General features: G+C 41.5%; 14 protein-coding genes. 4 read left to right on the forward strand and 10 right to left on the reverse strand.

What is annotated here, in order from left to right:
- Positions 1 to 74: 74 nt before the first annotated feature.
- The 9 genes from Vgang_RS06280 to gyrA all read right to left on the reverse strand — a co-directional run bounded on the left by Vgang_RS06280 (position 75) and on the right by gyrA (position 10,379).
- On the reverse strand, positions 75 to 728 hold the full coding sequence (locus Vgang_RS06280; protein ID WP_105901985.1) for an MBL fold metallo-hydrolase: 654 nt from the start codon (positions 726 to 728) through the stop codon (positions 75 to 77).
- Between the two features lie 87 nt (positions 729 to 815).
- Positions 816 to 1,154, reverse strand: a complete 339-nt coding sequence (locus Vgang_RS06285; RefSeq protein ID WP_105901984.1) for a hypothetical protein — start codon at positions 1,152 to 1,154, stop codon at positions 816 to 818.
- Between the two features lie 88 nt (positions 1,155 to 1,242).
- On the reverse strand, positions 1,243 to 2,382 hold the full coding sequence (locus Vgang_RS06290) for a DUF1513 domain-containing protein (RefSeq protein WP_406708303.1): 1,140 nt from the start codon (positions 2,380 to 2,382) through the stop codon (positions 1,243 to 1,245).
- Positions 2,363 to 3,385: an imelysin family protein gene (locus tag Vgang_RS06295; RefSeq protein WP_105901982.1), complete on the reverse strand. Its 1,023-nt coding sequence runs from the start codon at positions 3,383 to 3,385 to the stop codon at positions 2,363 to 2,365. Before Vgang_RS06295 ends, Vgang_RS06290 begins: the two co-directional genes overlap by 20 nt.
- Before the next feature lie 29 nt (positions 3,386 to 3,414).
- Positions 3,415 to 4,812, reverse strand: a complete 1,398-nt coding sequence (locus tag Vgang_RS06300) for a di-heme oxidoreductase family protein (protein WP_105901981.1) — start codon at positions 4,810 to 4,812, stop codon at positions 3,415 to 3,417.
- Between the two features lie 63 nt (positions 4,813 to 4,875).
- Entirely contained in the window at positions 4,876 to 6,129 is a 1,254-nt protein-coding gene (locus tag Vgang_RS06305) for an imelysin family protein (RefSeq protein WP_105901980.1), read from the reverse strand.
- Between the two features lie 225 nt (positions 6,130 to 6,354).
- Positions 6,355 to 6,789 carry a hypothetical protein gene (locus Vgang_RS06310; protein WP_105901979.1) on the reverse strand — a complete coding sequence of 145 codons (435 nt, stop codon included), beginning with the start codon at positions 6,787 to 6,789 and terminating at the stop codon, positions 6,355 to 6,357.
- Between the two features lie 29 nt (positions 6,790 to 6,818).
- Positions 6,819 to 7,427, reverse strand: a complete 609-nt coding sequence (locus Vgang_RS06315) for a GTP cyclohydrolase II (protein ID WP_105902133.1) — start codon at positions 7,425 to 7,427, stop codon at positions 6,819 to 6,821.
- 312 nt (positions 7,428 to 7,739) lie between these two features.
- A complete protein-coding gene (gene gyrA / locus Vgang_RS06320) occupies positions 7,740 to 10,379 on the reverse strand; it encodes a DNA topoisomerase (ATP-hydrolyzing) subunit A (protein WP_105901978.1) in 2,640 nt (879 codons plus the stop codon).
- Between the two features lie 354 nt (positions 10,380 to 10,733).
- Between gyrA and ubiG the strand changes: the two genes are divergently transcribed.
- Positions 10,734 to 11,444 (forward strand): bifunctional 2-polyprenyl-6-hydroxyphenol methylase/3-demethylubiquinol 3-O-methyltransferase UbiG, encoded by a 711-nt coding sequence (ubiG, locus tag Vgang_RS06325; protein WP_105901977.1) that lies wholly within the window; start codon positions 10,734 to 10,736, stop codon positions 11,442 to 11,444.
- Between the two features lie 720 nt (positions 11,445 to 12,164).
- On the opposite strand, the gene Vgang_RS06330 is transcribed toward ubiG, so the two are convergent.
- A complete protein-coding gene (locus tag Vgang_RS06330) occupies positions 12,165 to 12,347 on the reverse strand; it encodes a hypothetical protein (protein ID WP_105901976.1) in 183 nt (60 codons plus the stop codon).
- Positions 12,348 to 12,600: 253 nt separating this feature from the next.
- On the opposite strand from Vgang_RS06330, the gene nrdA reads away from it, so the two are divergent.
- The 3 genes from nrdA to Vgang_RS06345 all read left to right on the forward strand — a co-directional run bounded on the left by nrdA (position 12,601) and on the right by Vgang_RS06345 (position 16,441).
- A complete protein-coding gene (gene nrdA / locus Vgang_RS06335) occupies positions 12,601 to 14,886 on the forward strand; it encodes a class 1a ribonucleoside-diphosphate reductase subunit alpha (protein ID WP_105901975.1) in 2,286 nt (761 codons plus the stop codon).
- 143 nt (positions 14,887 to 15,029) lie between these two features.
- Positions 15,030 to 16,163, forward strand: coding sequence for a class Ia ribonucleoside-diphosphate reductase subunit beta (gene nrdB / locus Vgang_RS06340; RefSeq protein WP_105901974.1), 1,134 nt, complete (start codon positions 15,030 to 15,032; stop codon positions 16,161 to 16,163).
- Positions 16,163 to 16,441 carry a 2Fe-2S iron-sulfur cluster-binding protein gene (locus Vgang_RS06345; RefSeq protein ID WP_105901973.1) on the forward strand — a complete coding sequence of 93 codons (279 nt, stop codon included), beginning with the start codon at positions 16,163 to 16,165 and terminating at the stop codon, positions 16,439 to 16,441. Before nrdB ends, Vgang_RS06345 begins: the two co-directional genes overlap by 1 nt.
- Positions 16,442 to 16,551 lie beyond the last annotated feature (110 nt).

Consider the following 16,551-nt stretch of genomic DNA (forward strand, 5'->3'; position numbering starts at 1 on the left):
TATTTATATTTACTATACCCAACTAATGGCTCAATACGGGTTATTAGCAATACAATAAACTAAACTTCAGTTAACTAATAAAGCGGCATTTCATCAGCCACAAATGGATTAGTTTTACGTTCTTGGCCAAACGTCGATTCAGGTCCATGACCAGGAATAAATCGTACGTCGTTACCTAATGGCCATAATTTGTTTTTAATACTGTTAATCAAGGTTTGATAATCCCCTTTCGGGAAATCGGTACGGCCAATAGCGCCATTAAACAAAACATCGCCCACAAAAGCGATTTTAGCCGATTGGCTGTATAAAACAACGTGACCCGGTGTATGGCCTGGAGTATGGATCACATCTAGCACTTCCTGACCAAATTCAATCTTATCACCCTCTTGTAGCCATTGAGTTGGCTCAAATGGGTCGATAGGTGGAAAACCAAACATCTGGCTTTGATTCATTAAGCCTTGTAACCAAAATGCATCATCGATATGAGGCCCAATCACGGGAAGATTCAAATCTTGCTTCAGCTCCGGCGTGCCACCAACGTGGTCTAAATGCCCGTGTGTTAATACGATTTTTTCTAATGTCACACCAAGGGTATCGACAATCGTCTTCAAATGGTTCACTTCACCACCAGGATCAACAATCACCCCTTTCATGGTCTGGTCGCACCATACAATAGAACAATTTTGTTGAAAGGGAGTAACAGGAACAGATTGATATTTCAGGCTCATACAACTTCTCTCTATATTCTTCTAGCTTTGACATTCTAGCATTTGCCCAAACTATGACAGCCTGCCCCTGCTTTGACAAGCCGTGATTTAGTCGAGGTATTTAATTTGCATATTTGCCTGAGACCAAACTTTCCAAGCTCCATTTTCTTGTTTAAACACCACAAGAGCTTGTACGCGATTATTCTTAAATTGCCCACCTGAAATTTTTGTCTTTGTCATCCAAATTTTGGCGTAAGCGTATTCATCATCTTGCGCAACAAAATCGAACTGATCTAATTGGTAAGTTAGATCGAAGTTATCAAATACCATTTCAATTTGATGTTTAGTTGGAGTCCAAACTAAAGATTGTGTATGCATGGTCGCCATATAGGCATCTACATCTTCTTGTTGTGAGGCATGAAGGTTTTGCTTAAGGACTTGATGCACCAATTGTTCAGTACTGCCGCCTGTACTTTGCTAGTAAATAGACCAATCAGTAGTAAGTTACCAAAAACTTTAATTTTCATTTACTCTCCTAGGCTGGAATCAAATTCCAATGATTATCCCAATAAATCTGACTGTTCGATTTTTTAATGTTGCCTTGAGGAGAACGTACAATTACTTCTCCAGCCCCCGAGCTAACATAAAACTGTTCGTTATTCGAGATAACGCCGGACGCGCTCGGTAACGGCTTCAATTCCAACAATTTATTTTGTGATAAAGACCAAATACCGTAACAATTTCCAGGTGGTGAAGTCGCTAATACATAATCTTCAATCACCGCAATACTGGCGATGTAATGATTAAATCGGGCCCACTGCTCTGGCTCTGCATGTAACTCTATTAGCTTGCCATGTTCCTTTTGCATGGCAATTAAAGAGGGATAATCACTAGGTTCGCCACGATATTGCTGGCCACATAAAATGATATCGTCTTGGTTATAGCCCAAATGACGAATACTCAACTTATGGTCAGGCAGTCTCGCTTGACTTAGTATTTCACCCGTTTGGCTCAGTCGTGCCAGACTCGGTTTCATCGAATCTAGATTTTTAGCGGTTCTACCATCGGTATGCACGCCTCCCACACCAACTGCATAACTGCCGTCATTAAGACGAATAATTTCATGTGGACCAATCCCAAAACCACGCCATTCCTCTACTTTTTTATAATCTTGATTAACATCGTAGATCCCGATCACGCCTTCGCTGGTTTGCCTAATCCCTTCCGTCGCCAATAAATATTGTCCATCGGCACTAAATACACCATGCCCATAAAAATGACGATGTTCACTGGCACTCACGAGATGACGAATTGCACCCGTTTGATAATCAAACACTTGCATGAAGGTTCCCGGTCTTCGACCAAATGCCACCGCTTCTGTATTGCTGTTCATTTTAGGGTCACTAATCGCAATACCGTGTGCTCTCTCTGGCAGTAACACAGAGTGAATAGGATGACCTTGCCAATCCGCCACTACGGTGTAAAACTGCCCATTCGGTGAAAGGCTGTTTCCAATCAGTCTTGGCTGGCGAATATTTGTTGAGTTATCAACTGCTTGAGCAATAGCAGACTCAAGCTTCAGTAAAGGCCAACAAGTACCACCGTATAACGCAGTTTTTAGTAGGTTTCTGCGGGTACGTTGCCAATGCTCCAAGTTAGTCTCCATCGGTAGAATTGAAACCGACCACAATCCCGAGTGCGACAGCCGCTTCTTGTTGCAGCAAATACTGCACATACTCTAGTTTGTTGTATTGAGCGATCATGTTTTTATAACCCTCTTTCGTTTGCAGCTGTGTAAACAAAGATGGGCTAGTTGGCAACGTTGCGATAGCTTGCTCAAAATGTAGAACAATTCTATCCGCTAGCTCACTTTCCCCTTTTGCTCTTAGTAATGCATCCAGCCCATGCTCACCATCAGCTTGGTATAAAGCTTTCATAGCAACCAGATTCGACTTGATATGTACAAGCGATGTTTGTGAACGCCATGACTCGGCAAAATAGGGTTTAGGATGACCAATCTTTCCCATTGGGCGCTGTAATTTATGCAGCGTGTAATCCATCTGATTATTGAGTAAGCCAAAATATTCAGATTGCCACTGCGCCGCTGAATAGCCTTGCCAAGGGTTTTTCTGCCATGCTGTAACTATCTTTTGGGTATTGTGATTAAAGTTCTGACTAATGGCTTTTGCCAATGAACATGCATTTTTATCGCCTTGGGCAAAAGACGATTTCTCGTCATATAACAGCCACTCCAGCCCACCTAAACTTTGAACGGTGACACTCTGTTCAGCAATGGTTTGCGGCTCCCATAACTCAGGCTGCTGAATAATTTGAGCCATTTTTCGGCCAGTGATGTCTTTTTTATCTGGCCAAAATTGCATTGACCATCCGAGGGAAATCGCTTGTTCAGGTCCTTTAGCTTGTCCTTGCAGCGCCATCCAAGCCTGAGCAGTATCGAGCCATTGCTGCTTTAACGGCGCTAAACCCGTCTTTTGGTCATCTTGACAGTAGTCAATAACAGCTTGGTTTAATTCACTGGCTTGACGGTTAAGTTGTGTGGCCGCTTTTAGTTCAATCTGATAAATAGGAGCACTGCTGTTTTCCGCAGCGATTGTTTGTTGTGTGGCCAATAAGGTCACGGAAGAAATTGCTATTAAAAAATGAGACAAATGCTTCATTGCCTATCCTTGGTTGATATCTTGTATTTTTATAACGAATTCAAAAATGCAATCAGCGCCGTACGCTCCGACTGTGTGAGATTTAGAACCGCATCTCTGGAAGTTTGCGCTTCACCACCATGCCAGAGAATCGCTTCCATCAAATTACGTGCGCGGCCATCATGCAAATAGTAGGTATGCCCATTCACTTCTTCGGTGTAGCCAATTCCCCATAGCGGTGGGGTGCGCCATTCTTTACCTGTTGCCAAAAACTCAGGTCGGTTATCGGCTAGCCCTTCTCCCATGTCATGTAAAAGCAGATCGGTGTATGGGTGAATGGTTTGATTCGATAATGCCGGTAGAGATTCTCTGCTTCCTGTTTTGAGCGTTGGAATATGACATGAATTGCAGCCCACTTGTTCGAAAACAGCTTGTCCTTTTTGTACGCTAGGGTCATCAAGATTTCTACGAACAGGTACTGCTAAATGCTGAGAATAAAACTCAACAAATTTGAGGATTTTTTTGCTCACCTCGACCTGTTCATCCTCACTATTACCATTTGGTAAGTCTGCACAAATAGGCTGTTTGCTACTGCAATTTTCCTGTGTAAAAAAAGCGCTGGTTAAGCCCAGGTCGCCATTAAAAGCGGCAGCATCTTGTTGAATTAAAGTGGGTTGTCCTGCTTTCCAACCAAAACGCCCAACAACGGTCGATTGCATTTCAACGTCCCACACTTGATTGACTCGCCCGCTTATGCCTTTGTTTTCTAAGCGCTGTGTTTCAGCAAGCTCATACAAGGTGTTATCAGGCACCGACTCCAATAATCCAAGCCCAATCATAGGTGGTGCAACACGAGCAGAAAGCATGGTTTGTGGCGCTAATGGGCCTTGTGAAAGATCATGAATTTGAAGCCTTGGCTTACGTAATTCAACTTTTTCACCATCTGAAAACTCAACCGTAACCGGCTCATAAGTAATGCGAATTTTCCCTTCAGGCGTCGTATTAGGGAGAGAAAAATCTTGTAATTGATCCCCATAAGTAGGCTCAGGAATGACGCCATTTATAATCAATTGTTGTTTTTGCTCATTGGTTAAGGCTGGCACGCTAAGCCGAACTAACATGGAAACGGCTTGATCTTCGCCTTCTTCTGGCGGATGACCTCGCCCATCTTTGATATGACAGTTTTGGCAACCATTGGTATTAAATAAAGGGCCAAGCCCATCACGTGCATCAGTAGTGGAAGGTGCTTGAACCCAAGGGTTGCGAAAGAAAGAATTACCAACACTAAAATCTAACCGTTTTGACAATGGCAGATTATTGGCAGGCATAGAATAGGCATTACTGCCTTGCTTATTAACACTGGTTTCGCCACCCGATTTCACACCATAAGCATGAACAAAGGAAGGCAGTATCAACGCGACTGAAAAAAGTAAACAAGAATGCTTCATAATTTATTAAAGCCTGCAGCGTTCACTGCAGGCTTTCGTACCTCTGTAACCACTAAGGAAGAATTAAAAATCGTGATCAGCGTTATCAGGACTTAGATTAGTAATTCCCACTAATGCTGCGGTTTTTTCAATCGCTTCTGTTTGTTTCACAAGTGCATCAATCGATGCTTGTACTAATTGGTTACCCTTCTTGTTGCTAGAGGCAATCAGTTGATCAAAATGTTGATTATCTTGCTCTGCAGAATCAACCAAGGTATGGACTTGATTACGTGTCGCATCAAACTGCTTTGCAATCGCCTCAGCCGCCGCTTTATCTTTTTCTGCAACTAAATCTTTTAAGCTGGCACCTTTTACGACTGAACCATCGACACGCGTATAGGAACCATTAAACACGTTGTAAATGCCTTGCTCATTATAGAAATGCGAATTGTGTGTGTTATCTGAGAAACAGTCGTGCTCATCTTCGGTTGAGTTGGCTTCTAATGCGACTTTCATACGTTCGCCAGCCAGTTCACCTAGCGACAATGACCCCATGCCAAATAGCATTTTGCGCAGCCCTTCTTCTGCGGGTTGTTGTAGCAGTTCAGTGCGGTAGTTATCTTTACTTTCTGCTGCCCACTGATCTTTCATCCATGCTAAATCTTGTACTAACAATTGCGTCGCCGCTTTTAAATACTGAGCTCGACGGTCACAGTGTCCATTGGTGCAGTTTTCACCTTGAAGGTAATCGGTATAAGCTCGCTCACCAGCACCAGCCTCTGTGCCGTGCAAATCTTGTCCCCACAGCAAAAATTCAATGGCATGATAACCGGTTGCAACATTGGCTTCTGAACCTGCAAGCTCGTTCAAGCTCGCTAATAATTCTGGCGTAATCGATGTGGCATCTATTTTGTCAGCGCCAACTTGCAGCGTTGTATTTGCGATAATATTCGCTTGCGCGCCTTCATTCCCAAGCTCATGGTGATATCCTTTTGCGACATAATCAATCAAGCCTTCATCCAATGGCCAAGCATTTAATTGCCCTTCCCAATCATCAACAACAGGGTTACTGAATCGGAAAGTTTCTGATTGCTGATAAGGGACTCGAGAGGCGAGCCAAGCGTTACGAGCTTGTTCTAGCGTTTCAGTTGAAGGATTATCAATTAACTTATCAATGGCTTTTTGTAAATTTTGAGCCGTTATGTATGCATCATCAAAGACAGCATAAGCAATATCAGCATAATTACTCACAACTTCTTTAGGTTCTGCTGCAAATGCCATATTACTCGTTGCTAAAAGGCCAGAAATAAATAGTGAAGACGTTTTAAAATTAAGCATATCTCATCCCTGTATAAAGAATCGAAGTGAAAACCATTATCACTTACGCTGAGGTTTGGAAAATAATACTTACTTACAAGATTTTTACAACACCTTCACATCACTTAGGCAGAGACATAACCTGCAAAACAAAAAAAACCTCTAAAAAAGAGGCTTTAAATTCGAATTACTTCAAAATGAACAAGATCCTTTGAAGTCACACAATAGGTATCGATTAGGTATCTGTTATTTTATAGGCTTTGCATCTAGCTTAGTTAGCTCTAAATTCGCTTGAGCCCAAATCTTCCAATCGCCATTAATTTGTTTGAATACGATCAAAGATTCAATTTGATTATCTTGAAATGCAGGCCCTCGAACTTTATGTGTCTCAAACACGACCTTAGCATAAGCATACTTATCATCCTCACCAACTAAGACAACATCCTTCAAATCATACTTTAAGTCATAAGCTTTAAATGTCAGCTTTAACACATTTTCTGTGGTTTGGTATAACGCTGATTGGTTGTGTATCGTATCCATATAACTTGCAATATCTTCATTTTCTAGTGCTTTAAAGTTATCTACTACGACTTCTAAAACGTCTGATTCAGTATCAGCGAATACTGGCGTCGAACATAAAGAAAATAAGCACAACAAGGCCGCTTTTATATTATTGTTCATCGTATGATTTCCTATCATCAATTGACTTATCACAAGTCGTCATCAAAGTGTAGTCGATGTTTTCCATGAGAAGCTTTTGCTTTCAAATAGCTTTCATTTCCTGTCTTAATATGTACATGTGTAGGGATAACTTCTTCTAATTCGATGCCAAACTCTTGCAGCTCTTTCATTTTTTTCGGGTTATTAGTAATTAGCTTAATTTTCAAAACGCCCAGCGCTTTCAGCATTTGCGCCGCTTCTGAAAAATCTCGTAAATCATCACCAAAACCTAAATGATTGTTGGCTTCATAGGTATTCATACCTGCGCTTTGCAAGCGATAAGCATCAATCTTATTGTATAAACCAATGCCGCGCCCTTCTTGACGTAAATAGAGCAAGATGCCCCCCTGCTGCCCCATTTTTTCAATCGTTTCATCAAGTTGTTCACCGCAATCACAACGCGATGAATGAAAAACATCACCGGTTAAGCATTCTGAATGCATACGGACAAGTGGCACTTGTGGTGACTTATCTGCTGATTTAAAAATAATGGCGATATGTTCTTTATCCGTTTTTAATCCACTAAACGATAATATCTCTGCATCAATATCGCTTTTTTTACCGACTTTTAAATCTACTCTGGCTCTAACTTCCGCCATTATCATTCTCGCTCTATTCTCGATTACCCAGCTTTTTGCCTACTCTAAGCTGTTTATATTCTTCATGCTTGAGATCATTATCGGACTAAATGAGGGGTAAATCACATTATTTATTTGCTGTTATACTATAACAATCGATTAACTAATCAAGCAAAAATCTCGATGATGTTAATACTGAAATTTGAACATAAATCTATACGCCTATTTAGCTTAGGTCATGTAAATAGCTTAGGGGCTGCAAGATTCTACCTCAAATAAAAAAGGTCGGCAGCTTTCACTACCGACCTTATTACAAAGTAATCACATTATTGATTATTCAGCATCGTTTTCAGAAGACTCTTTGTCCGAATTATCAGAGCTAGACTCTGTATTCGCTTGAGAATCAGTCGCTGCATCTGCCACTTCTTCCATTAGCTCTTCTTCAGACATTTCTTCGATACGCTGCAAGCCAACCACTTTCTCATCTTCTGAGGTACGAATTAGCGTTACACCTTGCGTGTTACGGCCAACTTGACTTACTTCTGCAACACGAGTACGTACCAGTGTACCGGCGTTAGTGATCATCATGAACTCATCCGCTTCAAGCGCTTGAATTGCACCGACAACCTGACCATTACGCTCAGAAACCTTGATCGATACAACACCTTTCGTGCCGCGACCTTTAGTTGGGTACTCAGTAATAACGGTACGTTTACCATAACCATTTTCAGTCACAGTAAGAACATCACCACCATCGTTTTGTGGCACAATCAACGACACAACTTGGTCGTTATCCGCAAGACGAATACCACGTACACCCGCAGCCGTACGGCCCATTGCACGAACATGTTCTTCACTGAAGCGAACCACTTTACCCTCTTTCGAGAACAGCATGATTTCATCTTCACCAGAAGTGATATCAACACCAATCAGTGTATCTTCGTCGCGTAAGTTAACAGCAATCAAACCGTTAGCACGAACATTTGAGAAACTTGCTAGTGAGGTTTTCTTCACCGTACCGTCACCGGTTGCCATGAAGATAAACTTGTCCTCAGAGAACTCATCAACACGTAAAATTGCAGTGATGCGCTCATTTTCTTCCAGTGGGAGAATGTTCACAATTGGCTTACCACGTGCAGTACGAGTTGCATGCGGCAATTGGTAAGTCTTCAAGCGGTACGCTTTACCACGAGTAGAGAAGCAAAGAATATTGTCATGAGTATTCGCGACTAATAGACGCTCGATGAAGTCTTCATCTTTCATCTTAGTGGCGCTCTTACCTTTACCACCACGACGTTGCGCTTCGTAATCACTTAGCACTTGGTACTTCACGTAACCTTCGTGAGAAAGCGTCACAACCACATCTTCTTGAGCGATCAGCTCTTCCATGTCGATATCATGGCTAGCCGCGGTAATTTCTGTACGACGTGAATCACCAAAACCTTCACGAACTGCTTCTAATTCTTCACGAATGACTTCCATCAAACGCTCAGTGCTTGAAAGGATGTGAATCAATTCAGCGATTTCATCAAGTAAAGCTTTGTATTCGTCTAGGATCTTCTCATGCTCTAGACCGGTTAAACGGTGTAGACGCAATTCAAGGATCGCTTGTGCTTGTTGCTCAGTTAAGAAGTATTGGCCATCACGAATACCAAATTCATCTTCTAACCAGTCTGGACGAGCAGCATCTGTACCCGCACGCTCAAGCATTGAAGCCACATTGCCAAGATCCCAGCCACGAGCCACTAAGCCAGCTTTTGCTTCCGCTGGTGTTGGTGCGTTACGGATCAATTCGATGATTTCATCAATATTGGCTAACGCAAGTGCTAAAGCTTCAAGGATATGGGCACGATCGCGCGCTTTACGTAATTCAAAAATCGTACGACGAGTCACCACTTCACGGCGGTGATCGACAAAGCATTTCAACATTTCTTTTAGGTTGAATAGCTTAGGCTGGCCATTATCAAGCGCAACCATGTTAATGCCGAAAGTCGTTTGAAGCTGAGTTTGTGAATAAAGGTTGTTTAGAACCACTTCACCTACTGCGTCACGCTTACATTCGATAACAATACGCATACCATCTTTATCAGACTCATCGCGAAGTGCGCTAATGCCTTCTACTTTTTTGTCTTTTACCAGCTCTGCGATTTTTTCAATCACGCGAGCTTTGTTGACTTGATATGGGATTTCAGTAACTACGATAGTCTCACGACCGTTTTTATCCGTATCGATATGCGCTTTAGAACGCATGTAAACTTTACCGCGACCGGTTTTGTATGCGTCGATAATGCCTTTACGACCACTGATCAATGCTGCGGTTGGGAAATCAGGACCTGGAATATGTTCCATCAACTCATCAATGGTTACATCTTCGTTATCGATATAAGCCAAACAACCATCTAATACTTCACCTAAGTTATGTGGTGGAATATTGGTTGCCATACCTACTGCGATACCAGACGCACCGTTTACCAGTAAGTTAGGAATTTTGGTTGGTAGAACCGCTGGGATTTTTTCAGTACCGTCGTAGTTGTCGACGTAATCTACGGTTTCTTTATCAAGGTCGGCTAACAGCTCATGAGCCATTTTAGACATGCGAACTTCGGTATAACGCATCGCCGCCGCTGAGTCGCCATCGATAGAACCAAAGTTACCTTGGCCATCAACAAGCATATAGCGAAGTGAGAATGGTTGAGCCATACGTACGATAGTGTCATATACCGCACTGTCACCATGAGGGTGATATTTACCGATTACGTCACCGACGACACGGGCAGATTTTTTATATGGTTTGTTCCAGTCATTACCTAGAACATTCATCGCGAATAAAACACGACGGTGAACCGGTTTTAGGCCATCACGTACATCGGGTAACGCACGGCCAACGATGACAGACATCGCATAGTCAAGATACGAGCCACGCAGCTCATCTTCAATATTTACTGGCGTAATTTGTTTAGCTAAATCGCTCATAGAGCCATTATCCCTCTATTTTTTTGATCGCGTATTTGATTACCAATAGCGATACGCACAAGGTTTAAAAATATAACATAGAAATCACGATTTCGGCAGCTATTTCATGGTGCTTTTACTCACTTGATAGCAAGTTCACGCTTTAACTGAAGAAAAATTGAGCTAGATTCAAATTTATGCTTTTTATCAATCACTTTCTATTCAAAATTTTACAGGCAGAATTTCTCTTAGCTCACCTTTCCTAATCTCGCTTTATGCTGATATAGTGACAAACCTAACGCCTAAGGTCTGTTGACCCTAAGCCTTAAAATTATTCGCTCAAGCAGCTTCATTTATTAACAGCAGAATAACGGTATGACGACTCAACAAAACGTAGATCCAGCTGAGATTAAAAAATTCGAAGACATGGCTTCCCGCTGGTGGGATTTAAATGGGGAGTTCAAACCTCTCCACCAAATTAACCCACTCCGTTTGAATTATGTTTTAGATAAAGCCAATGGTTTATTTGGTAAAGAAGTACTAGACGTAGGTTGTGGCGGCGGCATTCTCGCCGAAAGCATGGCAAAAGAAGGTGCCAATGTTACCGGTCTTGATATGGGTAAAGAACCGCTAGAGGTCGCCCGTCTACACGCTTTGGAATCTGGCGTAAAACTTGATTACATTCAAAGTACGATCGAAGAGCATGCAGAACAACACCCCCAACGTTATGATGTCGTTACTTGCATGGAAATGTTAGAACACGTACCGGATCCATTGTCTATTATCCAAGCTTGTGCACGTTTAGTTAAGCCCGGCGGTCACGTTTTCTTCTCAACGCTTAACCGCAATTTCAAATCGTATTTGTTTGCCATTGTCGGCGCTGAACACATCATGAAAATCGTACCGAAAGGCACTCATGAGCACAGTAAGTTCATCCGCCCTTCTGAGCTACTAAAGATGGTCGACAGCACGCCATTACAAGAAAAAGGCATTACAGGTTTGCACTATAACCCGCTTATGGATAGCTACTCTTTGGGTAAAAATGTCGACGTGAATTACATTATTCACACCACTCACACTGGATAAATTAAAGCCGATATATTGGTTGGATTTATAGTTGAAAGCGTTCACAAAATGTGAGCGCTTTTTTCATTCTGTTTCTTGTCAAAATGTGCGTGTCAGCTCATAAATTCAACGCTCAATTTCGGGTTCATTTTTTCCTAAAGATCAAGCACAAAATTTTTTTTGCTGGGCAGATTTTCGACATAAAAGATCCTCAATGTAATCCATTGCAAACATTTCTTTAATATGTAGGTTAGTAGCTACTTACAGAAAAATTTCTATCCAAACGTTATCCACAAGCTAACAAAAACTCCTTTCTTGAAAATAACACTAACTTACAATATCTTGTGTTCATGCAAGAAAAATTAGCCACATGGTGTATATACATGACTCATGGTTAAATCTTTAGCATAAAAAAACCCTGCACTTCGGCAGGGTTTTAAAGAGTTCGTCTAACTTGTCGGAGTTAAACTTTACTCATAGTCAACAATCACACAAATACTGGGTACTTGAGAAGTCTTGACGTCACAAAAACAAGATTAGTAAATATCGATACGAAAGTAAACCGATAGTTATGTATAGATACCCTCAATTTAAGAGGTATTTATTTTGAAAAAAAGAAAAGCACTAATCATACTAGATTATATTATCTTCATTTTAGTCAAAGTACTCTTTGATAAGAATGTCGGATACAATTTACTTGCTATTATAATTCGTTACCTTTCAGGTAAAGATAATTCTTAATTAGAGTTTAAAGCGCTCACTAAAAATGAGCGCTTTTTCAATCGTTTTCTTTAAAAAATGTGCTTGTTCGCTCATAAATTCAACGCTCAATTTCGGGATCATTTTTACCCAAAGATCAAGCATAAAATTTTTTTTGCTGGGCAGATTTTCGGCATAAAAGATCCTCAGTGTAATCCATTGCAAGTATTCCTTTAGTGTGTAGGTTAGTAGCTACTTACAGAAAAATTTCTATCCAAACGTTATCCACAAGCTAACAAAACTCCTTTCTTGAAAATCACACCATTTCGCACTATCTTGTAACTAGTCCACACGGACAACCCAATATATAGTGTTTTACTTCAAAGCAAGGTAGAACGAGATCACCACAAAAAGCATGCCAAAATAAAAAAATCATCGCGCAGCTTAGAATTTATCTAGTTTAGGGAACGCATTTCGAATGAACGAACAATTGACAGTCACAAAACGTAGTGGGAAGAAAGAGACGATCGATCTTGAAAAGATCCACCGAGTGATCACTTGGGCAGCAGAAGGTCTTCAAAATGTTTCTGTATCTCAAGTAGAGTTAAAAGCTCACATTCAATTTTATGATGGCATCACCACTTCTGATATTCATGAAACCATCATTAAATCCGCGGCTGATTTAATTTCAGAGCAAAGCCCTGACTACCAATACCTTGCTGCGCGTTTAGCTGTTTTCCATCTACGTAAAAAAGCGTACGGAGAGTTTGAGCCACCAAAACTGTACGACCATGTGTCTAAACTGGTTGATATGGGCAAATACGATAAACATTTACTGGAAGACTATACCGTTGAAGAGTATGCGCTTCTAGATAGCTTTATTGATCACAACCGTGATATGAACTTTTCTTATGCGGCGGTTAAACAGCTCGAAGGTAAATACTTCGTACAAAACCGTGTTACCAAGCAAATCTATGAAAGTGCTCAGTTTCTCTATATTTTAGTTGCCGCTTGCCTGTTTGCTAAGTATCCAAAAGAAACTCGTTTAGATTACATTAAACGTTTTTATGATGCGGTTTCTACTTTTAAAATTTCTTTGCCTACACCTATCATGTCTGGTGTACGTACTCCTACTCGTCAGTTCAGTTCTTGTGTACTCATTGAGTGTGGCGATAGCCTAGATTCTATTAACGCGACAGCAAGCTCAATTGTACGTTATGTTTCTCAACGTGCAGGCATTGGTATTAATGCTGGCCGTATTCGTGCCTTAGGCTCTGAAATTCGCAATGGTGAAGCTTTCCATACTGGCTGTATCCCATTCTACAAATACTTCCAAACGGCGGTTAAATGCTGTTCTCAAGGTGGTGTTCGTGGCGGCGCGGCAACCGTGTTCTACCCTATTTGGCACCGTGAAGTTCAATCATTATTAGTATTGAAGAATAACCGTGGTGTTGAAGAAAACCGTGTGCGTCACATGGATTACGGTGTGCAGTTAAATAAACTTATGTATGCTCGTCTTATTAAAGGTGCAAACATTAGCTTATTCTCTCCTTCCGATGTTCCTGGACTGTATGATGCCTTCTTCGAAGACCAAGCGAAATTTGAAGAACTGTATGTGAAGTATGAAGCGGATGAATCAATCAAACGTGAAACCATCAAAGCGGTTGATTTATTCTCACTGTTAATGCAAGAGCGTGCTTCAACTGGTCGTATCTACATTCAGAACGTTGACCACTGTAATACGCACAGCCCGTTTGACCCAGCGGTTGCGCCGGTTCGTCAATCTAACTTATGTCTTGAGATAGCACTGCCGACTAAACCACTTCGCAATGTCGATGATGAAGAAGGTGAAATTGCACTTTGTACTCTATCTGCATTTAACTTAGGTGAAATTAAATCTCTGGACGATTTCGAAGAGCTATCGGATCTTGTCGTTCGTGCACTTGATGCCTTGTTGGATTATCAGGACTACCCTCTTCCAGCAGCACGTAAAGCAACCATGAACCGTCGTACTCTTGGTGTGGGTGTGATTAACTACGCCTACTATCTCGCTAAGAACGGTGTGAAGTATTCTGATGGCAGCGCCAATGGTTTAACTCACCGTACATTCGAAGCGATGCAGTACTATTTACTAAAAGCATCGGTTGAGTTGGCAAAAGAGAAAGGTGCTTGCCCAGCATTTAATGAAACCACTTATGCAAAAGGCATTTTGCCAATCGATTCCTACAAGAAAGATTTGGATGCGATTTGTAACGAGCCTCTACATTTAGACTGGGAAGGGTTACGTTCCGAGATCACTACTCATGGTCTACGTAACTCAACACTAACCGCGTTAATGCCTTCGGAGACGTCTTCTCAGATTTCGAATGCGACAAACGGTATTGAGCCACCTCGCGGTTTTGTTTCTGTAAAAGCATCTAAAGATGGGATCTTAAAGCAAGTCGTGCCAGAATATCAGGCGCTAAAAGATCAATACGAACTGTTATGGCGCATTCCATCAAACGATGGCTACTTGCACCTTGTTGGTATTATGCAGAAGTTCATCGATCAATCGATTTCTGCAAACACTAACTATGACCCAAGTGTACACGCCAACGGTAAAGTACCAATGAAGTTGTTACTGAAAGATCTCCTTACCGCGTACAAATTTGGTGTTAAAACGCTTTACTACCACAACACACGTGATGGTGCTAGCGACGATCAAAATGATGCAGCAGTCATTGAGCAGGAAGATGATTGCGCAGGCGGTGCTTGTAAGATCTAACCCTGCTTTTCTCATTCATAGCCTGCTTTACTCGCAGGCTATTTGTTTGTTCAACAAGAATTTATAAATAACAGTGCTGCTTATCTAGTTTCTTTAAGCGGCATAATGGATGACGCGGATAATCGTCCATTTACGAGGTAATCATGGCTTATACAATTTTTAATCAAAAAAGAAATGATCAATTAAAAGAACCCATGTTCTTTGGACAATCTGTGAACGTGGCTCGTTATGACCAGCAAAAGTTCGAGATTTTCGAAAAGCTTATTGAAAAGCAATTGTCCTTTTTCTGGCGTCCAGAAGAAGTGGATGTATCAAGCGATCGTATTGATTACAACAAATTACCTGAACATGAAAAACACATTTTCATCAGTAATCTAAAATACCAAACCCTACTCGATTCCATTCAAGGTCGTAGCCCTAACGTCGCACTGCTGCCATTAGTTTCTCTACCAGAACTTGAAACTTGGATTGAAACTTGGTCTTTCTCTGAAACCATTCACTCTCGCTCTTACACTCATATTATCCGTAATATCGTGAACGACCCGAGTGCCGTGTTTGATGACATCGTTGAAAATGAATTTATCGTAAAACGTGCTCGCGATATTGCACACTACTACGACAAACTCATCAGCATGACCAGTGATTACCACCGCTTAGGTGAAGGTAAACACACCATCAATGGCCAAGAAATTGATGTCAAACTCTATGATTTGAAAAAGCAACTTTACCTCTGCTTAATGTCAGTTAACGCGCTAGAAGCCATTCGATTCTATGTCAGCTTTGCCTGTTCTTTTGCTTTCGCTGAACGTGAATTGATGGAAGGTAACGCTAAGATCATCAAACTGATTGCTCGTGATGAAGCCTTACACTTAACTGGCACACAACACATGTTGAACATTCTACGCAATGGTCAAGATGACTTTAGCTTCATGCAAATTGCAGAAGAATGTAAACAAGAATGTTTTGATCTCTTCAAGCAAGCGGCCGAGCAAGAAAAAGAATGGGCAGCTTACCTATTCAAAGATGGCTCAATGATCGGCTTGAACAAAGATATTCTGTGCCAATACGTTGAATACATTACCAATATTCGCATGCAAGCCGTTGGTCTAGATATGGCTTACCCAAGTGCCACCAGCAACCCAATTCCATGGATCAATGCATGGCTGTCATCGGATAACGTACAAGTTGCACCACAAGAAGCGGAAATCAGCTCTTACCTTGTAGGCCAAATTGATAACGAAGTCGGCTCTGACGATTTTGGAGATTTCGAACTGTAATGAAGATATTGCAAATCAACGGACTGACTCAAATCAGTGCTAAACCAGAACAAACGATTCTTGAAGCAATGGAAGATGCGAGGCTGGAACCTGAGTTCATGTGTCGTGATGGCCATTGTGGCGCATGTAAATGCGAATTGGCGTCTGGTGAGGTGGAATACGTTGGTTTTGCATTAGCTTTTACTCAGCCGACTGAGATTTTGCCTTGCATCTGTAAAGCGAAATCCAATCTTGTATTGAGTAAAGTTCGCTATCAGGCGGCGAAGAAAAGAGCTTAGTCAGAACGTTTGATCGCCTACCCCAAGGCTGTGATCCAACATCTTGTATCGCTGACACTTAAAACAATGCCGGTGGTAACTGTTTAATTTAAAGAACCGTTACCACCGGC

The sequence above is a fragment of the Vibrio gangliei genome (assembly GCF_026001925.1).
Lineage (GTDB): Bacteria > Pseudomonadota > Gammaproteobacteria > Enterobacterales > Vibrionaceae > Vibrio > Vibrio gangliei.